Here is a 22,753-nt window from a genome sequence, read left to right as displayed (position 1 = left end):
ATTGTTCATTAGCATTCACCTCTTTGATATTCTTTAACCATAGTATAAGTCTTTTATTAATAAAAAATATGTATCATAGGTTACCAATTTTAATAAAATTAAATATTATATATCAAACAATTTTATAATATTTTTTACAATAAAATGTATTAAGAGATATGTGCTGGTATGGAATAAAAATGAGTTTACATAGAGATACACACTTATCAATCTTCATTATGTCTACATATATTTCTGATATAATTATTAACAAATTCAATTATTAATGAAGAAAAATAGAGGGGATGATATACTTTGAAAAAAATAATTATGGTTGTGACAAGTTTAATGCTTGTTCTCGTATTAAGTGCATGTAGTTCAAGTACATCAAAGCATAGTGAATCCATGACATCAGTAGATAATCTTACAAAAGAAAAAAATGCTGCATATACCGTTGGTACAAGTGTCATTATTAATACAGATCATATGAAAGGCATGAAAGGAGCAAAAGGAACTGTTTCAGGTGTTTATAAAACAACCGTTTACGCAATAGACTACACACCTTCTGATGGTGGTACTGAAGTTAAAAATCACAGATGGGTAATTAAAGAAGAGTTAGAAGATAGTTCAAGTGAGAATTATGCTGTTGGAGATGAGCTTACATTAAAAAGTGGACATATGAGTGGTATGGGTGGCAAAGGTGTAAAAGCTAAAATTGTTCAAGTGGTTGAAGGACCAGCTTATATGGTAGATTATAAACCAACAGATGGTAGTAAAGAAGTAAAAAACCACCAATGGGTAATTGAAAGTGAACTACAACCTGCTAAGTAGAATATAATTTTTGTGAAAAATAGAATTTTTATGAGAGCTTCATGGGAAACGAAGAAGCTCTCTTTGTTTACGCTGTCTTTTTAGTATGAGGTATTGATTTTACTATTCTACCAAAAACCCAAAATCTGTAGCCTAAAAAATTAACTACCTGAGCTAATATCATTGAAATAATTTTCGCAAAAAAAGAATTCATAGAAATATCTTGCATTAATATATGTAAGCCTATTAGGCTTACGCCAAGTGAAGCTGAATTAACAACAATAAATTGAACAATTTCTTTTGTTGTCTTCTTATTAGTCCTCGTATCATTAAAAGTCCAAAATCTATTAAAAATATAACTATTTAAAGTACCAGTAGAATAAGAGATTATCTGACTTATAATATAGTTAATACCAAATAAACTATTTAGCAGAGAAAATATTCCAAAGTCAAACATAGTATTTAAGCATCCTACACAACCAAATCTTATAATATGTTTAAGTTTTTCATTATTCATAAAGATATTGTAAATATTTTTAATAATATTCATATGTTACACCCCTCTTAATCTATTAATAAAATAAAATTAAATTTAAGTTACCTTATGGATATTTAAATAATAACAAGAAAGTATGGAACAATTAACAAATAATTATGTTGAATTTATGTGATATTGCTTTATTTTAAATTTACAATTATGATATCATAATAAGATAATTTGTAAATAGCTGAAACTATTTAATTAAATGGTAAAGATTCTAGAATCAATATAATTGATTTGGATAAGCAATATTAAAGTTATTATAATGAAAGAATTATTTACAGTAATATAATAAAGGTAATCTACAATAGTGAAAAATTGTAGGTGCCTTTTATTATTTATAGATAAAGTTTATTATAGTTTGATATGCTACCCTTATAGTAGACAGTTAAAATAGCATCTTAATTATAAATATTATAGAAAATTCAAAAAATAAATATTATAATGTAATTAAATAAGGCATATAAGTTAGTGGGGATGTTTAACAAAAATTATTAAATATTACTTATAAGTATAATTGAGAAGGTGAGTATAAATGCGTAAACTTGTTATTTTAAGAAATACGTCCGAAAAATATTTGACTAAATTAGAGTCACTTGCACCTGATTGGGAAATAATTAGTGGAAAAGAAAAAGCTATCTACATGCCTCAGCTTCAGGGGGCTGAAGTAATTATTGGATGGAAAGATGATATTGCCAAAATGTGTTTTAAATCTAATTCACAATTAAAGTGGATACAATCATGGGGTGCAGGTGTTGACAATATGCCACTACAAAAACTTAAAAAACAAAATATTATGATTACTAATACTAGTGGAGTGCATGCTTTTCCTATATCAGAGACAATATTTGCTATGATACTTAATTTTACAAGGAGTATTCATCTTTATCTTAGAAATCAGCTTAAAAATGAATGGAAATATGAAAGAAATTTACAGGAGGTACATGGAAAAACCATTGGAATTATAGGTGTTGGAGTAATTGGTGAGGAAACTGCAAAATTGGCAAAGGCTTTTGGTATGAAGGTTTTAGGTGTTCGACGTTCAGGAAAGCCGTCATCAATTGTGGATAAAATGTTTGACATAAAGGGTCTAAATGAAGTAATCAGCACAAGTGACTATATAGTTAATATACTTCCATCCACAAAAGAAACCTATAAAATAATCGGGTTAGAACAGTTTAAAAAAATGAAGAATACTGCTTTCTATATCAATGTGGGTAGAGGTGAAACTACTGATCAGGAGGCACTAATTAAAGCATTAGAAGAAGACTTAATTGCTGGAGCAGGTTTAGATGTGTTTGATGGAGAACCTCTTCCAAAGGAAAGTCCTTTATGGAATTTTGAAAATGCAATAATTACTCCTCATATTTCTGGGGTAACAGCTAATTATGAGGAAAGAGCTATGGATATATTTATAAGGAATTTTCAATGTTACTTAAAAGGTGAAGAACTTAAAATCAATGTGGTTGATTTAGATAAGCAATATTAAAGATTGTATAAAGTGTAAAATTCAACAAAATTAAAAAGCTGAGAATAAATAAGCTATTCTCAGCCTTTTAAATATAAGTTTATAATTATAAACTACTAATAGTATTTAAATATAATTATTTACCAGGATTTATAAACATCTGAACCCAATAAGGAGCTCCATTTTTATCCTTAGCCATTCCAACTCCAATTTCTGTAAAGTTAGAATTTAATATATTTGCCTTATGACCTGGAGAATTCATCCAGCCATTCATTACGTCTGCAGGAGTTTTTTGACCATAGGCAATATTTTCACCTGCTGCTGTGTATTTGATACCAAATTTTGTCATCATATCAAAGGGTGAACCATAAGTAGGTGAAGTATGGCTGAAATAATTCTTGTCAATCATATCTTGAGCCTTAGCTGTTGCTACTTTGGATAAGTCAGCATTAGCTTTAAGTGGAGCTAGTCCACTTTTACTTCTTTCTACATTAACCAATCTGATTACTTCATTTGCTTCAGCACTTATAGTAGAAGCTTGTCCGCTATTTTGTGCTGGTTGCGTAGTTGTAGTATTAGTGTTTGTTGAAGGTTGATTAGTGCTTGTTGTTGGTTTAGCAACCTGTGTAGTGTTATTTGTAGCTGGCTTTGTTGAAGTAGTAATTGTACAGTTTTTAAATTGAGGATATTTATTTAAAAGATCTTTTAACCAAGCTTGTTGAGTCATTGAAGTAGTAGATTTAATTTCTACTGCCTTTGCTGTAGTCGGTGTAATACTTAGTATAGTTCCGGATACAACTAGTGCCGCAATTATTGATTTAACTGTTTTATTCATAAAGTGAAACCTCCTAAAATTTTTGTTTGCTGAGAAATTATATTAAAGATATATGAGTAAAGTATTTAATATAATTTCAGTTTCAGTTTTAGTGCTTTATTTGACAACTTGTTTTAAATTATAGGGAATAGATATGAATAAATTAATTCTATTTTGTAAATTAGGTAGAAACATTTGAAAAAAATGTCAGAACATTTTGGTAATATAGGATTATATTTGGTTACGAGATTAAAATATGTATTGACAAAAAATCTTAGGTAGAATATAATTATTTCATCAGTAAAACATATTAAATTTATATGTTTAATATGTTTTACTGATGAAGACAAGATTACTATAATAAGAATGATATTTTATATGGTAATAATAAATTTTTTAGAACTGACTAGAAAACTAGAGGTTTTAAATTTAATTAATATATATGTTGTAATAAATTATATTCATTATAGAATGGCTATTTTGTTTAAAGTTCGTATATTAGCTATTATTGATGGAATATATAATTTGAGTTGCAATTTATATGAATTAAATTTAAAACCTTTTTTGTTCCAATAAAACTCTTTTAAATGTACTTCAAAGAGTTGAAATAGGAAGAAAACAGTAATTTTATTAAAGAAAAATTTTGTATATGTAAATATAAAATATGAATGGAGGACGACAAAGTGGCAAAAACAAAAAAGATAAATCTGGATTTTGTAGATGTTGAAAATCGTGAAAAGCGTTTAGGAACAATTACTGCCTGGGATGGTTCTGCATCAGATTTAGTAAAAGAATCAAATTATCAAATTAGAGCACTTAAAAAAGGGAAAAGCTGTGGTGGTGAAAAAGGAAAGGGATGCAAACTTTGTGAATTAAAAATGCCATTTAATCAACAAACTATGTGCAGCCAGTCTATAGTTGCATGTCAGGTGGGAAATATACCTGATGCTATTTTAATTGAGCATTCCTCTATAGGTTGTTCAGCGGCTCATCCTAGATTTAATGTTGGATATAAAATAGGGTTAATGCGTAGAGGCAAAAAAGTAGAAAATATACAAATTATAAGTACAAACCTTTTGGAAAAGGATATGGTTTTTGGTGCAACCCAAAAGTTAAAACAATCAATACAGGATGCATGGGTTCGTTTTAAACCAAAAGCAATTTTTATTTCTGCAGCCTGCGCTACGGCAATTATTGGTGAAGATATATCCAGTGTAGCTAGAGAAGCTGAAGATGAATTAGGAATTCCAGTTATTCCATTATCTTGTGAAGGCTTTAGGTCTAAACATTGGAGTACAGGATTTGATATTTCTCAACACGGTATTTTAAGACAAATTGTCAATAAAAATCCTAAAAAACAAAAGGATTTAATAAATGTTATAGCTTTATGGGGTACTGATTATTTTAGTGAAATGTTAAATCCCATTGGACTTAGAGTAAATTATGTAATAGATATGGCTACTGTTGATGAATTGGCTCAAAGTTCAGAAGCAGCTGCAACAGCTACATTTTGTTTTACATTAGGATCTTATATGGCAGCAGCACTGGAACAGGAATATGGTGTTCCTGAAATTAAAGCACCACAGCCTTATGGATTTAAGGGAACAGATATCTGGCTTCGTGAGATAGGTAAACTCGTTCATAAGGAAAGTGAAGTAGAGGAATTCATCAAAAAAGAGCATGAAAGGGTTAAACCTAAAATAGAGGAATTAAAAGAAAAACTTAAGGGCGTAAAGGGATTTGTTGCAACAGGTTCAGCTTATGCTCATGGTATAATTACAGTTTTAAAGGAATTGGGAATTGCAGTAGATGGTTCTGTAGTATTTCATCATGATCCTGTTTATGACAGTGGAGATGAAAATCAGGATACATTAAAACATTTAGTTGATAATTATGGAGATGTAAAGAATTTTACAGTAAGTAAAACACAGCAGTTCCAACTCTATGGATTATTACGAAGAGTTAATCCAGATTTTATAATTATAAGACATAATGGATTAGCTCCATTAGCTGCAAAGGTTGGTATTCCTGCATTCCCATTAGGGGATGAACATCTTCCATTTGGATATCAAGGAATAATTAGACTAGGAGAAGCTTTAATAGAGGTACTTGCTCATAAAAAGTTTGGTGAAAATTTAAAGAGACATGTTAAGTTACCATATACAAAGTGGTGGTTAGATCAAGAAGATCCATTTATTCTTGCTAAACATCCTGAGATTTTAGATGAAGAAGAACCAAAAATTTCAGATGAAAAAAAATCAGAAACTTTACTGTGAAAAGGGAGATATTATGTTAGGCAAATTAAATTCTAATGAACAAACTAATTCAATAGTACATCCACGTTATGCCTGTGCAATAGGTGCAGCATATACTGTAGCCGCAATTCCTAAGGGTATTCCTTTAGTACATTGTGGACCAGGTTGTGTAGATAAGCAATATTTTATACTTTCCTATAATAATGGTTATCAAGGTGGAGGGTATAGCGGAGCATCTGTTATACCTAGTGTAAATGCTGGAGAAAATGAAGTTGTATTTGGTGGAGCTAAAAAGTTGGAAGATCTTATAAAATCATCTTTTAAAATAATGGATGGAGACTTATTTGTAGTATTAAGCGGTTGTATTGGAGAACTCGTTGGAGATGATGTAGGTTCTATTGTTAAAAAATATCAACAAAAAGGTTATCCAATTGTATATGCAGAAACTGGTGGTTTTAAGGGGAATAATTTAATTGGTCATGAGATAGTTACTGAGGCTATAATAAATCAATTTGTTGGAGAATATGATGGAGAAAAGGAAAAGGGGTTAATAAATCTTTGGACTGAAGTCCCTTATTTTAATACCTATTGGCGTGGAGATTTTATTGAAATTAAAAGAATACTTGAGGGAGCTGGATTTAAAGTTAATATTTTATTTGGTTCAGAAAGTAAAGGTGTAGAGGAATGGAAGAACATTCCCAAAGCTCAATTTAATTTAGTGCTTTCTCCTTGGGTAGGAGTTAAAACAGCTAAACACTTAGAAAAGAAATATAATCAACCTTATCTGCATATACCTATTATTCCAATTGGAGCAGAAGAAACAACGAAATTCATACGTCAGGTTGTTGATTTTGCTGGAATAAATAAGGAACCAGCAGAGAAGTTTATTGAAAAAGAAGAAGACAGATATTATTATTTTCTTGATCATTTTTCTGATTTCTTTTCTGAATTTTGGTTCGGATTACCTTCTAAATATGCAGTAATAGGTGATAGTGCATATAATATAGCTTTGAATAAGTTTTTAGTAAATAAACTTGGATTGATTCCAGTAAAACAAATTATAACGGATAATCCACCAGAAAAGTACAGACAAGCTATTAGAGAAGAGTATAAGAGTCTAGCAGAAGATGTTTCTACTGAAGTTGAATTTATTGAAGATGGGTATATAATTGAAAAGAAATTGAAAGAGTCAGATTTTGGAAGCAGCACACCTATAATATTTTCTTCAGCTTGGGAAAGAGACGTAATAAAGGAATTAAAGGGTTTAATAGTAGAGATTAGTTGCCCATCTTCTTTTGAAGTAGTGATTAATAGAAGCTATATTGGATATACAGGAGCACTGACTTTATTAGAAAAAATATATACTACGGCTATTAGCACTGGTGTATAGTATATATCTTACTTACTATAAAAATGAGAAAATATATTAATAAACTATTGTGGAAATGATATATTTTGTCAAAATTTACTGTTTATATAAAAATATTTATGCTTCCTATGACAAGGAATATAGGGTATTGTGTAATATTATATACTTTTGAATTAGTACAAAAAGCTGAGAATAAATTAAATATTCTCAGCTTTTTAAATATATTCTATATTATAAATTACTAATAGCATTCAAGTTTAGTTGCTTACCGGAATTTGTAAAAATTTAAGTCTAATAATGAAGGAGTTTATTATTTTAATAAAATTTGTTCCTGTTGTTTTTTTGATAAGCTTTTAAATACTAGTTTATAGGAATGGTCAATTAGGCAGTATATTTGTTCTTTAGAAACAGAATCATCTACAATAATTGTATTCCAATGTTTCTTATTTAAATGATATCCAGGAATTATATATTTATAGTCTTGTCTTAAACTATCAGCTAAAAATGGATCACATTTTAAAGAAATGTTTATTTTATTATCTCTATTAGAAATAAGTGCAAACATTTTAGAACAAACTTTGATCACTATAACATCAGAACCAAAAGGATAATCCTCTTGAGAACATTTTTGAGATAAACAATATTTTTTTAAAGTGTATATATACATAAATGATTTCACCTCATAATAAAAATTCACATCTACATTATATCAAAATTAAGTTATTATATAAAGTTTCGATAAAGGGCAGGATGCATATTTAATTTAAATATTAGTATTTTTATATATGCATTAACATGATTTTTAAATAATTAACATATTTTAGTTATTTATTGAAGAACTTAATAATATTGTCGTATTAACAGATATGATAAATATATTAAAATAAAATACAATATGATAAAATGTTTTCAGATAAAATATCATAAATTACGATGGATAAATAAAGTATATATATTAATACATAAAAAGCAGGAGGATATTCATGAAATATACTTTGAAGAAAAAGACTCAAGAACCATTTGTACATAGTAAAAACGGTATAATTATTGAAGTTAATAATGAGTTTATAAATTTTACTGGTTATTCAAGAAATGAGTCCACAGGAAAATCACTTTATGAGATAAGTTCTATGTTAAGACTTAATTCTCAGATATATCTTGAAAGTATTCAAGATGAGTATATTTGCTATATGTTTACCAAATCATATGAACCAAGAGAGGTTACTATTTTCTGTAAGTGTTTAGAATGTGAAAATGAAAAAATGTATTTTTTTAAAGAAAAAGCAAATTCACGTATTGAAAATAAATTCCATGTTATTAATAAACTTTTATCAGATAATAAAGTTGGTATAGGAATATATAGCGCATCGAACTCAATACTTCTTACAGCAAATCAACTCTATTTAGATTTATTAGGTAAATTTTATGATAAAAAAGAAATTACTGTAGGTAAAAAAATAAGCGAATTTGTACATATATGGGAAGGTAGTAAAGCCAAAGAAGTGTGGATGAATGTTGTTAATACAGGAGAATCTTTTTATGGTAAAGAAATAAAAATACAAACAAAAAACTTGGAAAATTATTATATTGACAATAGCATAATATCTGTTATAGAAAACGGTAAAGTAAAATATATTATTTCAACTGTAGAAAATGTAACAGAAAAAGTATTATTAAGAAAAAACAGTGAAGAACAAGCTAAAGTTATTCAACAACAAAAAGAAGAATTAGAAGCTATTATTAAAAACATATCTGATGAAGTATTTATTGTACATAAGGATGGAAGAGTAGTTCCTATAAATGAAATGGCAAGAAAAACTCTCTATCAACTTGATACAAATATGTGTATGAAAGAGGCGTATAAAGCAATTATTTATTACGATTTAGAAGGAAATATAATTCCATTTGAAGAATTACCTTCCATTGCTGCATTTAGAGGTAAAATAGAAAAAAATAAGAGAATATTAGTAAAGATGCCGCATAAAGAAATAATTTCTGAAGTTAGTTCATCTCCAATTTTCAATGAAGACGGAAATGTATCCATGGTTGTAACATGTATGCACGATATAACAGATTTAGTTAACAAAGAAAAAATTATTAAACAGCAAAAAGAGGAGTTAGATGCTATTATTGAAAATATGTCTGATAGTTTGATAATTTTCGATAAGAATAGTAACTACACCACATTTAATAAGGCAGCCAGAGATACTTTTTTAATTGAATCTGAAAAGGTGAATAAGATAGGAGATTCTCTTAAACAATATGAATATTTGGATGTAAACAAACGATTAATTACTTGTGAAAATCTTCCAGCTAAAAGAGTAATAAATGGTGAAAAACTATTAGGATATAGAATGATTATGAAAATTAATGATAGTGTTGTTTATGCTGATATAAATGGTACTCCAATATATGATAATGAAGGTAATTTTATTGCAGGAATATTGTGCTTTCGTGATGTTACTGAAAAGATAAAACATGAAGAAAATTTATTAATAAAAACCCAATACAATTTTTTAAATAGAATGATAGACAACCTTGATTTACCTGTTCTAAGATTATCATATCCAGATTTTAAGATTACAGATATTAATCAAAAGGCTTATAATTTTGTAAAGGGATTAAAGCCAGAAATAAAATCCATAGCTTCTCTTAAAGGACAGAATTATACTGAAATTATGCCTGATTGTGATAAAGGTAATGTTCTTAAACATATCAAAAATATGCTAGAGAAAAAGGAAACATCCTATATAAAATATAGAAGTATAGTAGCTTCTGGGAAAGAAATGTTTGTTAACAAAATATATCAGCCTGTGGTGGGACTTAAAAGTGAAGTTACTGAAATCGTTGTAATTGTAATAGATGTAACTAAGGAAATAAAAGCTAAGCGTCATATTGAAGAAAACCTCAAGATGCAGGAGGAATTCTTAGCTAATATAACACATGAACTTAAAACTCCCTTGAATGTAATTTTTAGTTCATCTCAATTATTTGAATTATATTTAAAAAATGATTCTTTAATAGCTAATAAGGATAAAATTACTAAAATTGTTTATAGTACAAGACAAAATTGTTACAGGTTAACAAAGCTTATAAGTAATATAGTAGACTTATCTAAGATAGAATCAGGTTTTTTTGAATTAAATTTATCTAATGAAAATATAGTATATACTATTGAAGATATTGTCCAATCAGTATCAGAATATGTTCAGAGTAAAGGAATGAGCATTACTTTTGACACAGACACAGAAGAAAAGATTATTGCTTGTGACACTGATAAAATTGAGAGGATTATTCTTAACCTTATTTCTAATGCTATTAAGTTTTCTGAGCCAGGGGATGAAATATATGTGGATGTATTTGATAAAGATGGCACTGTTGAGATATCGGTAAAGGATAATGGTATAGGAATTGACAAGGATCATTTAGATATTATTTTTGAAAGATTCAAGCAAGTGGATAAATCCTTTGCTCGCAATGTTGAAGGAAGTGGCATTGGATTATGTCTTGTAAAATCAATTGTTGAGTTACATGGGGGTAAAATAAGTGTGGAAAGTAAACTAGGTAAAGGTAGCAAATTTAAGATAGAACTTCCATCTAGAACTATAATAGATTCAAATAATATTCATAAAAATAAACCACAGAATGGTAAAATTGAAATGATAAACATTGAATTTTCTGATATATATTCATAGTATTCTTATTAGGCTAGGCCACGTAAAATCGTAGTGGTATTTTAGTCGATAGTACAGCAGTTGACACAGGGAAGATAGAAAAAATTGCAATGGCTCAGAAAGGAATAATATGGGTTCATAAGGTAAGAAGTCGTGGAACCATAGATGACATGCACATAGATATGCATATTCTAGCTGATTCTAAGATGAACCTTGAAGACTCACATAGACTTACTCATAAAATTGAATATGCTCCGAGAAAAGAATTAAATAACAATGTAGAGGTTATTGTACACATAGAGCCCTAAGCCTTATGAAGGTGAAACAGTTAAAAAAGAGCGTTGATGCCAAGGTGATGAACTTCTTATATAAATGTCACAATATTATTTAAAGAGTTATATGGGAAAACACTGTAGTTACTAAACTATGGTGTTTTATTGTTTAATGAATATCAGAGATTTTAGAAAAAAGTAAATATTAAAGGATTTTGATAAAAAAGGTCGAAATATATTAAACTGTAAATAGTATATATGGATATTCAAGGACAATAATTCAGCGAGAGCTAATTCAATATAATAGTAGTGGAGTGATGTTATGTTTGTATCAATAATAAAAAAAATTTACTCGATTTTAAGAATCAATGAAAAAGACAAATTAAAATATGAGTGCATTAAAATATGTATGATATATTTAGTTATTGGGTTTCTTTGGATTTATTTTTCAGATAGAATTGTAAACAAGCTTGTTCGTAAGAAGAGTATTCTATTAATTATAGGCACATATAAAGGTTGGTTATATGTTATTGTAACGTCAACTATTCTTTATCTATTAATAAGTGGTCTTCTAAAAAAAGTCCATTTAACAGAAAAAAGGCTTAATAAAAGCTACGAAGAATTATCACAAGCTAATGAAGAGCTTGAAGCATGTGTAAAACAATTGACTAATTCTGAACAGAAACTTAAATATTTAAGCTACCATGACCAACTAACAGTTTTATATAACAGAAGATTTTTTCAAGAGGAGTTAAAGCGATTAGATGTAGAAAGAAGTTTTCCCTTGACTATTGTTATGGGAGATGTAAACGGGTTAAAGCTTATAAATGATTCCTTTGGTCATGCTATGGGAGATGAATTACTTAAAAAGGTAGCAGAAATTATTATTAAGGGATGTAGATGTGATGATATTACTGCTAGGCTTGGTGGTGATGAATTTGTAATTCTTTTACCAAAAACAGGCTCCTATGAAGCAGAACAAATTATTAAACGTATTAAAGCTATGGCTTCAACACAAAAGGTAAATTCTGTAAATATATCTATTTCCTTTGGATATGAAACTAAAAAGAACAAAGAAGAAAAAATTGAAGAAATTTTTAAGAAAGCTGAAGACCATATGTATAAGAAAAAACTCTTTGAAAGCCCCAGTATGAGAGGAAAAACTATAAATGCTATCATTAGTACCCTTCACGAAAAAAATAAAAGGGAAGAACATCACTCCCTTAGGACTTCAGAATTATGCAAAAGTATGGGTGAAGCACTTGGCTTAGATGAAGGTGAAATAGAGGAACTTAAAAATGTTGGATTACTTCATGATATAGGAAAAATAGCTATAGAAGAAAATATACTCAATAAGCAGGAAAAACTGACAGATGATGAATGGAAAGAAATAAAGCGGCATCCAGAAATAGGATATAGAATACTCAGTACAGTAAATGATATGTTAGAAATTGCAGAGTATGTATTATCTCATCATGAAAGATGGGATGGAATGGGATATCCAAAAGGTTTGAAGGGAGAAGAAATACCACTTCAATCAAGAATCATAAGCATAGCTGATTCTTATGATGCTATGACTAGTGAAAGAAGCTATCGTAGTTCTCTAACAGAAGACGTTGCTATACAAGAACTAAAAATAAATGCAGGTGTTCAGTTTGAGCCAGAGCTAGTGAGAGTATTTATTGAAAAAGTATTAGACAAAGCATTGGATTAAGGGTAAAAGGACAGATACAGTAATATTTCATTGATTTAATCTCCAAAAATTAACTACAAAATTATTCTATGAAATAATGTTAAAAATGTGATGAATTAGGCTTTAAAGTGAAATTAAATTGTATATCCTCTAATTCAATGATAAAATTATACAGTAAATTTATATTTATTGGAGGTATAATATATGGTTTTTAATATTGATATGAAAACTATTTTAATCCCCATTGTTTTGGGAAATGTTTTTATTATTATCTATATTATGGCATATAGATTTGATCATAAAAAGGATAAATCTATAAATGTATTCGCAGCCTCAAAAGTTCTTCAGCTAATTTCATGGAGTCTTGTTGCTTTAAGGGGTGCTATCCCAAATCCCATGTCTATTTCTATTGCCAACTCTATAGCTTTGCTTGGAGTGTCATTAGAGTCTATAGCCATACTGATGTTGATAAATGCCTTTGAAAAAAATATAAAAACAATATATGTTTTTTTAACTATAGTTATGATATTCATTTTTAATTGTATTACTGTATTCTATAATGTTGAAAATATAAGAATTAGTGTTATCTCAATCTTTATAGTTTTATTAATAGCTTTTCCAGGGTTTTGCCTTATGAAGAATAAAAATTCTTCTACACTTCAGCGAATTATGGGGTCTTTATACTATCTTGTAATTGTGCTTCTGATTTTTAGAGCTTTCATAGCTATCAGTTCATATAAGTATATGAATCCATTTATTAAAGGTATTTATCAAACGGGACCATTAACTCTCATTAGTATGCTAATGATGTTGGAAATTACTAGTACTGGTTTTGTTATTCTATCAAAGGAACAAATAGATCTAGAACTTGTGAAACTGGCAAGTATCGACGAATTGACAGGTATTCTTAATCGTAGAACTTTTATTGCTGGAGCGAAAAGAAGCATAGCCTACTTTGTTAAGAAAAAAGAACCTATTTCATTTTTACTTATAGATATTGATAATTTTAAAACTATTAATGATACCTATGGGCATAATATTGGAGATATTACCTTGAGAGATTTTGCTGATAAAACAAAGGAACAACTAAGAGAATATGATTTATTTGGGAGATACGGTGGAGATGAATTCGCTATTTTACTTTTGGGATCTGATGAAAACGATTCTGACAAAATTGCTGAGAGAATAAGAAAAATCATCGAAGAAAGTTTAATTAATGAATATGTTACAATAAAATATACAGTGAGCGTAGGAATAATTTCTATGATTCCAGATGGTAAAACAGATATTGCCATGCTTTATAAGTCAAGTGATAATGCTCTTTATAAAGCAAAGTCAAATGGGCGTAATTGTGTTGTAAGGACTAATTTAAATATACTTTAATAGTTAATAAAGATATGCGGTCTATAGGTGATATGACCTTTACAGATGAAAATGATAAAATTAGAATTAAGTTAGTTTTTAAAAATAGACCGGCATACTGACTTGTTATCTTTTTGAAGATGCCTAATAGTAATACTATGATAATTCTAGAAAATATTCAGTCATAATAAGTAATTGGATATTTTTTAGTTAAATAAAGTTTATAAAATTATTATTTAAGAATACAATAGCTTTATATTGATATAAACTATATAATTAAGATATACTTAGGTATTGTAAATAACTAGTAAGTATACTAGAAGCTTTGATTTACTAGTTATTTTCATATGCCTTAGAGAAAAATAAACAGTATATAAGAAAATATATTAAAGGTGGTACTATATGAGAAATTTAAAAATGACAATTGAGTATGACGGAAGTAGATATAAAGGATGGCAAAAACAAAAATATGGTGAGTCAACTATACAATATAAAATAGAAAATGTTTTATCTAAAATGACTGGTGAAGATATTAAGGTAATAGGGTGTGGAAGAACTGATTTAGGCGTGCATGCCAAAAATTATATAGCAAATTTTCACACTGAGTGTGAACTTAGTATAGATGCTATGTTAGATTATTTATATGAATTTTTGCCTGAAGATATAGTTGTAAAATATATGGAGGATGCAGCAGAAAGATTTCATGCAAGGTATAATGTGAAATCAAAAACTTATGTATATAGAATAAATAATAATAAATTTAGAAATGTATTTGATAGAAAGTATACCTATCACACTGATGAGAAGCTTGATTTAGATGAAATGAGGAATGCGGCAGAGGTTTTAATTGGCACTCATGATTTTCAAAGCTTTACTAATTTAAAACCTAATGGTAAATCTACTGTTAGAATCATCAATTATATAGATATAATAGAAAAAGAGGGCATAGTAGAAGTAGAAGTAAATGGAAATGGATTTTTACTTAATATGGTAAGAATTATTGCAGGAACTCTATTAGAAGTAGCTAAAGGTAAGCTTAAAGCAATAGATGTAGAGAAAACATTAGATGAAAAGAAGAGATCAGAATATGGACCAATAGCTAAAGCAAAAGGATTATTCTTAAAGGATGTTCAATATTAGTTTTTGCAAAGGTTTTTGTGGATTTAAAGAATAATATTATAGCAGATGTTAAGTATCTGCTATTTTTCATTTAGTTGACGAAGAGAGTAGTAAGTTTGGTATTTATACTGTACTAAATAGGTTAATATAATGAAGTAATGAGTATATTATTAACTAAAATGAAATATTAGAGAGTGAGGTACATAAGATGGATGTACAAAAACAAAAGACTTTTATTATAAAATTCACATATTTTCTCATTCTATGTGGGATTATTTTTATTGTATTAAAATATGGAATTCCATTACTTATGCCTTTTATTATTGGATTTTTCATTTCACTGATTTTAAAACCTGAAATAAATTTTATTGTTGCTAAGACAAAAATTAAAAGAAGTGTTGTTTCTGTGATAATACTAATTATTTTTTATGGAGTATTTTTTATATTGATTACTTTATTTGGAGCAAAAATATTTTCATTTATACGAGGAAATTTTAGTAATTTACCTGAAGTATATAGTAATACTATAGAGCCATCATTGAATAAAGTAGTATTATTGATTCAAGGAATTATGCCACAAATGGACACATCACTTGTAAGTGGATTTGAAAATATAAATGATTCTATTCTTTCTTTTATTAAGTCTATATCTTCAACTGTTGTAGGAGCTGTGGTTGATATAGCAGGAAGGATACCAGTTTTTTTAATAAGATTTTTATTTACAATCGTTTCGTCTTTCTTTTTTACCATTGATTATCATAAGATAAGTGAATTTGTACTAAGACAATTTTCGGATAAAAATAAAAAAATACTAATTAATATTAAAGAGAATGGTATTGATACTATATTAAAATTCATAAGGGCATATGCTATTTTAATTTCAATTACATTTATAGAACTTTCTATAGGATTATCAATTCTAAAAATACCTAATTCAGTTTTATTTGCTGCATTTATTGCTATAGTTGATATATTGCCTATTCTTGGAACAGGTAGTATTTTAATACCTTGGGTAATTATATCTATTATTATAGGAAATGTTAATCTAGCAATTGGATTAATAATCATTTATGTAGTTATTATGATTGTTAGACAGACATTAGAGCCTAGAGTGGTAGGGCATCATATAGGACTTCATCCACTTGTAACTTTAATGAGTATGTTTATTGGCACACAACTCTTTGGTTTTATTGGTTTGTTCCTTTTACCAATTTTAGTGACTATATTAAAAAATATGAATGATGAGCATACAATACACATATTTAAATGAATTTATGGAGAATATCATCTTTCTATATACGAATCAATAGCTAGTATGACAGTAATAGCAATAAGTTTATTAGTGTTTATTTCAACAAAATTAGAAATTCTATTGAAAAATATTAGTATTATGCTAAAATTAAACCATAATAAATATTCAATAATAATAAATATTCAATAGAAATTTATTGTTTTATAAAGATAAAATTACTATAAAGAGGAGGAATATTACATGTCAAATATTATTTTTTATACTAAGCCGGGCTGCAGAGGTGGTGTGCGTCAAAAAGCATTACTTGTAGCATCGGGACATAATGTAGAGGAACGTTCTATTTTAGAGGAAAAATGGACACCAGATACTTTAAAGGATTATTTACAAGGTATGGAAGTAAAAGATTGGTATAATAAAAATGCTACAGCAGTAAAAGCCGGTACAGTAATTCCAGGTGCTTTGCCAGAAAAGGAAACCCTAGAACTTTTGTGTAGTGATCCATTATTGATTAAACGACCACTTATGAAAATTGGTGATAAACTCATAGCAGGATTTGATACAGATTACGTAGGAAAATTTATTGAATTACACAATGTTCCAGACGAGGATTTAACTCAGTGTCAAAGCCACTCTAAAATCGATGTTTGCAAAGTTCCACAAAGTTAAAAATTAATGCATATTAAATAAATGACATTCGATTATAATTAGTAATTGAATGTCATTTATAATTGTTTCTATAAATGTGTACTATCAATATAAGAAGTAGTATAATTTCTATATTAGAATTTTTATAAAAATCATTATTATAGATAAATATAGGTTAAAGATTTAAAATAAGTGTATACGTTTAAATTTATAAGGAGAGGGTGATAATTTGAGTAATTTAATTTTTAGTTTTAATGTAATAATGCCCATATTCTTAGTAATGGCATTAGGATATTTTTCAAAGGGAATTGGTTTAATTAATGAAAAGTTTATAAATACTGCTGTAAAATTTAATTTTAAAGTCGGTTTGTCTACTCTTCTTTTTTATGGGATATATTCTGCAGAAGTAAGTAAGTCTTTTCACGGGAATTTATTGCTCTTTGCATTTGTGAGTATAATTGCATCAGTCATAGTGTTGTGTATAATAGTTCCAATATGTATAAAGGATAAAAAAAGAGCTTCAGCGATGATACATACAATATATAGAAGTAATTTTGTATTACTTGGAATTCCAATTGGCATAAATATGTTTGGAGAGTCTAATATACAAAATGTGGCACTACTGCTTCCAGTGGCTATTCCCACTTATAATTTTTTAGCAGTTGTAATTTTAGCTATTTTTGATGAAAATGGAACAGGAAATATAAAAGAAAAGATCAAATTTACTATAATTGGAATAATAAAAAATCCTCTTATATTAGCTTCAATTTTAGCAATACTTATGAAAGTTTTATCGATTAAAATGCCACTATTTCTAGATAGAGCTGTATCTGAAGTTTCATCATTAGGTACTCCTCTTGCTCTTATTACTTTAGGGGCACAACTGGAATTTAAGAGTGTAATAAAAAATTTAAAATATTCACTAATAGCCAGTTTTGGAAGACTAGTAGTAGTGCCTAGCATAGTTATAATGATTGCAATTTTAATTGGATTTAGAGGAAATGAATTAGGGTCAATATTTGTATTGTTCTGCGCACCTACTGCAGTATCTGCTTATATTATGGCAAAGGAAATGAATTCTGATTATAGACTTACAGGTGATGTAGTTGTTTTAACAACACTTTTCTCAATGTTCACAATTTTTATAGGTATATATATTCTTAGGACTTTTTCTTTTATTTAGTTTACATAGATAAACGACTTATAATAATTGCTAAAAAAATCACAAAAATGCTAAGAAAATTAGATTTTTATACGTATACAACACATATTATAGAATATCAATTGTTTAACAATAAATAATATTTACAAAAAATTAATATTATTTTACTGCATTTAATAAATTCACATTACTGAATCTTACTTAGTATGAGTTTGTATTGTAGTTTTGAATTAAAAAATATAACTGGGGATTTCTCCCCAGTTATATTTTTTATAAAATTTATTTTAATCAATATTTACCTAAGAAAATTAATACAAACCAAGTTTATCATCTGAGATATCTATAAATATATTCTTTGTTTGAGTATAGGCTTCTAAAATTGATTTATAAGTTTCTCTACCTATTCCAGATTTTTTATATCCACCAAAAGGGGCACCAGCAGGTAATTGATTATAGGTATTAACCCACATTCTACCTGTTTCAACTGCTTTTGCAACTCTTAGAGCTCTATTTATATTTGTTGTCCATACAGCACCACCAAGACCATATTCGGAATCATTGGCCATGTTTATAACTTCAGCTTCATCTTTGAATTTTATAACTGTAGCTACAGGTCCAAATATTTCTTCTTGAGCTATTCTCATATCATTTTTAGCATTGGCAAGTATTGTTGGTTTTATAAATTCTCCAGATCCAAGTTCACTATCAGTAAGTTTGCAACCACCAGTTACAAGGCTTGCACCTTCTTCTTCACCAATTTTTACATAGTTAAGAATTTTTTCAAGCTGTCCATGATTTACTTGAGCACCCATTTGAGTTTCATCATCCCATGGAAGACCAACTTTTACTTTTTCAAAAGCTTCTTTTAAAGCAGCTAGAAATTTATCATAAATACCTTCCTGTACAAATAATCTTGAACCAGCACAGCAAACTTGTCCTTGATTAAATAGTATTCCAAGTTGCGCACCTTCAATGGCCTTTTCAAAAGGAGCATCATCAAAGAATATATTTGCAGACTTACCACCGAGCTCTAAGGTTGCAGGTATAAGCTTATTTGCAGCTTCCCTTGCTACTTCATATCCTATTTCTGTAGATCCGGTGAAGGCTAATTTACTAAATCCATTGTGTTTAAGCATGTAATCACCAGATTTAGAACCCTTTCCTGTGATTAAGTTTAGTACACCCTTTGGCAGTACATCTCCAATAAGTTTTACAAGTTCTAAAAGGCTTAAAGAAGTAGAAGAGGAAGGATGTATAACTATAGTATCACCAGCAGCAAGTGCAGGTGCGATTTTCCATGCTGCCATAAGTATTGGAAAATTCCAAGGAATTACTTGGCCAACCACACCAAGAGGCTCTTTTAGAACTATACTTAATGTATTATTATCTATATCTTGAGCAGTTCCTTCTTCTGTTCGTATAGCTGCTGCAAAATATCTAAAGTGATCAGCTGTTGCTGGTACATCTACACTCATAGTTTCTCTTAAAGGCTTACCATTATCAAGTGTTTCAACTAGAGCAAGGTGTTCTGTATTTTCATCAATTAAGTCCGCAATTTTTAAAAGAAGTCTACTTCTTTCTTGGCGGCTAACTTTTTTCCATTCAGTAAAGGCTTTCCAAGCAGAATCAACGGCTTTGTCAACGTCTTCATTGGTAGCATCTACAAATGAAGATAGAAATTCACCATTTCCAGGGTTGTAACTTTTTATTGTTTTGTTATCGGTACTATCAACCCATTCACCACCTATATAGAGTTTGTAGTTATTATCTACTGCATTTTTAATTTCCTTATTTTTTAATACCATAAGCCCACCCCATTTAAAAATTTAATATTTTATAGTCCTATAATAACATGGTTGTAATATTTGTCAAATACCGTTATTATTGTTAAAAAAATATCGATATATTTCATTTTCTATGGCCAAAATCAAAAATATTATAAATATTTTTAATGATTAATAGAGTAATTTACGGTGTTATGATATGATTTTAAGTGTATATTATATGAAAATGATTACAAATACAATTTTTAATTTTAATATAATTCTTAAGAATATGCTAAGGAGGATTTTTATGAACAGTGTTAATGGTCAATTTTTAATGTCCATGCTTATTATAATGTTGGGATACATTTGTAAAAGATTAAACATAGTTAAAGAAAAAGATGGAGAAGCTCTTGCAAGAGTAGTGATTAATATTACACTACCATGTCTTATTATAACTACTTTTAGTACTCTAAAAATTGAATTTTCTCTTCTTAAATTAACATTAATAAGTTTTATATATGGAATTTCTATAACTGTAATTGGCTTATATTTGTTCAGAAATAAGAAAAGAAAAGCAAAAGGAGTTCTACTTATGCTTCTTCCTGCTTTTAATATAGGGCTCTTTGCATATCCACTAGTTGAGGCAATTTGGGGACATGAAGGTGTAAAGTATTTTGGTATGTTCGACTTAGGAAATTCATTTATAATATTTGGTTTATGTTATATTATTGCTAGTTATTTTTCTTCTGAAGCGGAAAAAGTAGATGTTAAAGAAACTTTTAGTAAGGTATTCAAATCAATACCTTTATGTACATATATTGTTGTAGTATTCATAAATGTTTTAGGCTTACAATTTCCAAGGATAGTTACTGATTTTTGCAGTATTATATCTAAGGCAAATATGCCTATGTCATTATTGATTTTAGGAATATATTTAAGCTTTAGTTTTGATTTAAATTATTTTAAAGATATTGCCTCTGTTCTTGCGTTGAGATATATTATAGGATTTACTGTTGGTATTTTATTTTTCATATTTTCACCTTTTGATAAAATGGTTAAATATACTTTGCTTATTGGATTTATATTGCCAATAGCTTCAGCAATTATACCATTTTCAGTAGAATTTAATTATGATCAAAAATTAATAGGTGTATTATCCAATATGACTGTATTGATAAGTTTTTTATTAGTATGGGTTCTAGTAGGTATAATATAAAGTATATAATTTTCAATATTCTAACATGAAATTTTATTCAGTATTCCTAAAAGTAAAAAGTACCTAATTAAACTTAGGTACTTTTTACTTTTAGCTAAAGATGTAGGGAATATATACAGTTTTTAATTATGTTTTGGAGTGAATTCTGCAGAAACATTTTTTAATAGAGTGTCATTATTTTTAGAATCTTTATTTACATAGCTAGCTTTTGCAGTGGATGTGTTTGTAGACTCTCCAACTTGGATTTCTCCTTTATAAAGGACTCGACTTCCCCAATAAATGTTGCCTTCAACAACGTAAATATATTTACCTTGTTTAACAGCAGTACCCTTTTCATCTGTACAATTCCAAGTAAGATTAATATTACCTGGACTTTGAGTAGCTCCACTTACAGTATCTATTTCATTCTTTGTAGCGTTTTTCCATGTCGATTTTTTTACCCATTCTGTAAGGGCTTCTGATCTTTGTTTATAGCCACCAGTTGCAGTGAATTTACTAGCATATATAGATTTAATATATTTCCCCTGAGGGTCTTCTATCCATACAGCCACTTGATTACTGGCTATTTTAGGTATGGAGCTAAGATTGTATTGAATCTTTACTGAGCCTGGTGTTTGCTCTGAGACACTACTGTTATATGAGGGTGATTGATTTGCTTTAACGCTATTACTTGGAAGTTTAGCATTATTAGAAACATTGCTTGATTTTTTCATGCTGCAACCACTTAGTACTACTAACATACCCATAGATAGTGCGATGGTTTTAATTTCTCCTTTTTTCATATAACTCCTCCTGATAAGGCATATGAAAATAAATAGTAAGTCAAAGATGCGACGTATATTTTGAAGCCTACAAGGAAATAGGTTCTTCAGATAGTGAGCTATCTGAGGGTTCTGTTGACGTGGTGGGATTCAAAATAGACTAGCATACTGACTAGTTATTTATTTGAATGTGCCTTATATTAAATTTTGGTATATCTATTTAAAAATTATAGATTTATTTATCATGCACATACTAAAACTTTATTTTTATGGTAAACTTATTGGGTAAATAAGTCAAATTTCCTTTGGTAATTAATAGGATTAAACAATAAAATAATTGAATTAAAGTATGTAAAAAACATTAATAATAGTATATAATAAGTTTATGCGAACGTATATTCTTATCAATTGAGGTGAACAATGTGGAGGAGACTATAAAGGAATTATTAGAGAAACTATATATAATATTAAATTCTAATGAGTTTAATTATGAAGATATAATGGATATAAGTAAAGAATTAGATAATGTAATACTTGATTATAATAGGTTAAAATCATCAAATTAGATTAGAAAAGCAGAGTTTTTATCTTATAT

The 22,753-nt window shown here is 28.3% G+C and carries 19 protein-coding genes; 14 read left to right on the top strand and 5 right to left on the bottom strand.

Annotated features, from left to right (window positions below):
- The first annotated feature begins 294 nt into the window (after positions 1 to 294).
- Positions 295 to 810, top strand: coding sequence for a YdhK family protein (locus RH99_RS11795; protein ID WP_010238261.1), 516 nt, complete (start codon positions 295 to 297; stop codon positions 808 to 810).
- Positions 811 to 877: 67 nt separating this feature from the next.
- Here RH99_RS11795 and RH99_RS11790 read toward each other — a convergent pair whose 3' ends face one another.
- Entirely contained in the window at positions 878 to 1,339 is a 462-nt protein-coding gene (locus tag RH99_RS11790) for a GtrA family protein (protein ID WP_010238259.1), read from the bottom strand.
- A 526-nt stretch (positions 1,340 to 1,865) separates the two neighbouring features.
- On the opposite strand from RH99_RS11790, the gene RH99_RS11785 reads away from it, so the two are divergent.
- Positions 1,866 to 2,819 (top strand): D-2-hydroxyacid dehydrogenase, encoded by a 954-nt coding sequence (locus tag RH99_RS11785; protein WP_010238257.1) that lies wholly within the window; start codon positions 1,866 to 1,868, stop codon positions 2,817 to 2,819.
- 115 nt (positions 2,820 to 2,934) lie between these two features.
- Here the strand turns inward: RH99_RS11785 and RH99_RS11780 are convergent, their stop codons facing one another.
- Positions 2,935 to 3,633: a CAP domain-containing protein gene (locus RH99_RS11780; protein WP_010238254.1), complete on the bottom strand. Its 699-nt coding sequence runs from the start codon at positions 3,631 to 3,633 to the stop codon at positions 2,935 to 2,937.
- A 662-nt stretch (positions 3,634 to 4,295) separates the two neighbouring features.
- Here RH99_RS11780 and RH99_RS11775 point away from each other — a divergent pair.
- Both RH99_RS11775 and RH99_RS11770 read left to right on the top strand, forming a co-directional pair.
- Positions 4,296 to 5,888, top strand: coding sequence for a nitrogenase component 1 (locus RH99_RS11775; protein ID WP_010238249.1), 1,593 nt, complete (start codon positions 4,296 to 4,298; stop codon positions 5,886 to 5,888).
- A gap of 13 nt (positions 5,889 to 5,901) precedes the next feature.
- Entirely contained in the window at positions 5,902 to 7,257 is a 1,356-nt protein-coding gene (locus tag RH99_RS11770; protein ID WP_026038483.1) for a nitrogenase component 1, read from the top strand.
- 289 nt (positions 7,258 to 7,546) lie between these two features.
- On the opposite strand, the gene RH99_RS11765 is transcribed toward RH99_RS11770, so the two are convergent.
- Positions 7,547 to 7,903, bottom strand: coding sequence for an MmcQ/YjbR family DNA-binding protein (locus RH99_RS11765; RefSeq protein ID WP_010238244.1), 357 nt, complete (start codon positions 7,901 to 7,903; stop codon positions 7,547 to 7,549).
- A 316-nt stretch (positions 7,904 to 8,219) separates the two neighbouring features.
- Between RH99_RS11765 and RH99_RS11760 the strand changes: the two genes are divergently transcribed.
- From RH99_RS11760 to RH99_RS11725, 8 genes are all read left to right on the top strand, one after another.
- The gene (locus RH99_RS11760; RefSeq protein ID WP_010238242.1) at positions 8,220 to 10,931 is read left to right on the top strand and encodes a sensor histidine kinase; all 2,712 of its coding nucleotides are present in this window, start codon (positions 8,220 to 8,222) and stop codon (positions 10,929 to 10,931) included.
- A gap of 38 nt (positions 10,932 to 10,969) precedes the next feature.
- Positions 10,970 to 11,218 carry a cation transporter dimerization domain-containing protein gene (locus RH99_RS11755; RefSeq protein ID WP_306301460.1) on the top strand — a complete coding sequence of 83 codons (249 nt, stop codon included), beginning with the start codon at positions 10,970 to 10,972 and terminating at the stop codon, positions 11,216 to 11,218.
- Between the two features lie 286 nt (positions 11,219 to 11,504).
- Positions 11,505 to 12,896, top strand: coding sequence for a bifunctional diguanylate cyclase/phosphohydrolase (locus RH99_RS11750; protein WP_010238238.1), 1,392 nt, complete (start codon positions 11,505 to 11,507; stop codon positions 12,894 to 12,896).
- A 183-nt stretch (positions 12,897 to 13,079) separates the two neighbouring features.
- On the top strand, positions 13,080 to 14,258 hold the full coding sequence (locus tag RH99_RS11745; RefSeq protein WP_010238236.1) for a GGDEF domain-containing protein: 1,179 nt from the start codon (positions 13,080 to 13,082) through the stop codon (positions 14,256 to 14,258).
- A gap of 381 nt (positions 14,259 to 14,639) precedes the next feature.
- Positions 14,640 to 15,377 carry a tRNA pseudouridine(38-40) synthase TruA gene (gene truA, locus RH99_RS11740; RefSeq protein ID WP_010238234.1) on the top strand — a complete coding sequence of 246 codons (738 nt, stop codon included), beginning with the start codon at positions 14,640 to 14,642 and terminating at the stop codon, positions 15,375 to 15,377.
- A gap of 187 nt (positions 15,378 to 15,564) precedes the next feature.
- Complete coding sequence (ytvI, locus tag RH99_RS11735; protein ID WP_010238232.1) at positions 15,565 to 16,626, top strand: sporulation integral membrane protein YtvI; 1,062 nt, start codon at positions 15,565 to 15,567, stop codon at positions 16,624 to 16,626.
- Positions 16,627 to 16,848: 222 nt separating this feature from the next.
- Positions 16,849 to 17,274 carry an ArsC/Spx/MgsR family protein gene (locus RH99_RS11730; RefSeq protein WP_010238229.1) on the top strand — a complete coding sequence of 142 codons (426 nt, stop codon included), beginning with the start codon at positions 16,849 to 16,851 and terminating at the stop codon, positions 17,272 to 17,274.
- Positions 17,275 to 17,482: 208 nt separating this feature from the next.
- Positions 17,483 to 18,436: an AEC family transporter gene (locus RH99_RS11725; protein ID WP_010238227.1), complete on the top strand. Its 954-nt coding sequence runs from the start codon at positions 17,483 to 17,485 to the stop codon at positions 18,434 to 18,436.
- 287 nt (positions 18,437 to 18,723) lie between these two features.
- Here RH99_RS11725 and RH99_RS11720 read toward each other — a convergent pair whose 3' ends face one another.
- Positions 18,724 to 20,220 (bottom strand): aldehyde dehydrogenase family protein, encoded by a 1,497-nt coding sequence (locus tag RH99_RS11720; protein WP_010238225.1) that lies wholly within the window; start codon positions 20,218 to 20,220, stop codon positions 18,724 to 18,726.
- A gap of 268 nt (positions 20,221 to 20,488) precedes the next feature.
- Here RH99_RS11720 and RH99_RS11715 point away from each other — a divergent pair, with 268 nt between their 5' ends.
- Positions 20,489 to 21,397, top strand: coding sequence for an AEC family transporter (locus RH99_RS11715; RefSeq protein ID WP_010238222.1), 909 nt, complete (start codon positions 20,489 to 20,491; stop codon positions 21,395 to 21,397).
- Between the two features lie 122 nt (positions 21,398 to 21,519).
- Here RH99_RS11715 and RH99_RS11710 read toward each other — a convergent pair whose 3' ends face one another.
- On the bottom strand, positions 21,520 to 22,179 hold the full coding sequence (locus tag RH99_RS11710) for a DUF2271 domain-containing protein (protein WP_010238221.1): 660 nt from the start codon (positions 22,177 to 22,179) through the stop codon (positions 21,520 to 21,522).
- A gap of 401 nt (positions 22,180 to 22,580) precedes the next feature.
- Here RH99_RS11710 and RH99_RS18995 point away from each other — a divergent pair, with 401 nt between their 5' ends.
- A complete protein-coding gene (locus RH99_RS18995) occupies positions 22,581 to 22,724 on the top strand; it encodes a Spo0E family sporulation regulatory protein-aspartic acid phosphatase (RefSeq protein ID WP_138990671.1) in 144 nt (47 codons plus the stop codon).
- Positions 22,725 to 22,753 lie beyond the last annotated feature (29 nt).

This window comes from Clostridium arbusti SL206, from assembly GCF_000246895.1.
Taxonomy (GTDB): Bacteria; Bacillota; Clostridia; order Clostridiales; family Clostridiaceae; genus Clostridium_I; species Clostridium_I arbusti.
The sequence above is the reverse complement of the archived record's forward strand: the minus strand, read 5'-3'. Positions and strand labels throughout refer to the sequence as shown.

Bases quoted from the DNA above. Each gene is read 5' to 3' on its own strand.
- RH99_RS11790 (WP_010238259.1), bottom strand. From the start codon at position 1,339: ATGAATATTATTAAAAATATTTACAATATCTTTATGAATAATGAAAAA.
- RH99_RS11785 (WP_010238257.1), top strand. From the start codon at position 1,866: ATGCGTAAACTTGTTATTTTAAGAAATACGTCCGAAAAATATTTGACT.
- RH99_RS11780 (WP_010238254.1), bottom strand. From the start codon at position 3,633: ATGAATAAAACAGTTAAATCAATAATTGCGGCACTAGTTGTATCCGGA.
- RH99_RS11770 (WP_026038483.1), top strand. From the start codon at position 5,902: ATGTTAGGCAAATTAAATTCTAATGAACAAACTAATTCAATAGTACAT.
- RH99_RS11765 (WP_010238244.1), bottom strand. From the start codon at position 7,903: ATGTATATATACACTTTAAAAAAATATTGTTTATCTCAAAAATGTTCT.
- RH99_RS11760 (WP_010238242.1), top strand. From the start codon at position 8,220: ATGAAATATACTTTGAAGAAAAAGACTCAAGAACCATTTGTACATAGT.
- RH99_RS11750 (WP_010238238.1), top strand. From the start codon at position 11,505: ATGTTTGTATCAATAATAAAAAAAATTTACTCGATTTTAAGAATCAAT.
- RH99_RS11745 (WP_010238236.1), top strand. From the start codon at position 13,080: ATGGTTTTTAATATTGATATGAAAACTATTTTAATCCCCATTGTTTTG.
- truA (WP_010238234.1), top strand. From the start codon at position 14,640: ATGAGAAATTTAAAAATGACAATTGAGTATGACGGAAGTAGATATAAA.
- ytvI (WP_010238232.1), top strand. From the start codon at position 15,565: ATGGATGTACAAAAACAAAAGACTTTTATTATAAAATTCACATATTTT.
- RH99_RS11730 (WP_010238229.1), top strand. From the start codon at position 16,849: ATGTCAAATATTATTTTTTATACTAAGCCGGGCTGCAGAGGTGGTGTG.
- RH99_RS11720 (WP_010238225.1), bottom strand. From the start codon at position 20,220: ATGGTATTAAAAAATAAGGAAATTAAAAATGCAGTAGATAATAACTAC.
- RH99_RS11715 (WP_010238222.1), top strand. From the start codon at position 20,489: ATGAACAGTGTTAATGGTCAATTTTTAATGTCCATGCTTATTATAATG.
- RH99_RS11710 (WP_010238221.1), bottom strand. From the start codon at position 22,179: ATGAAAAAAGGAGAAATTAAAACCATCGCACTATCTATGGGTATGTTA.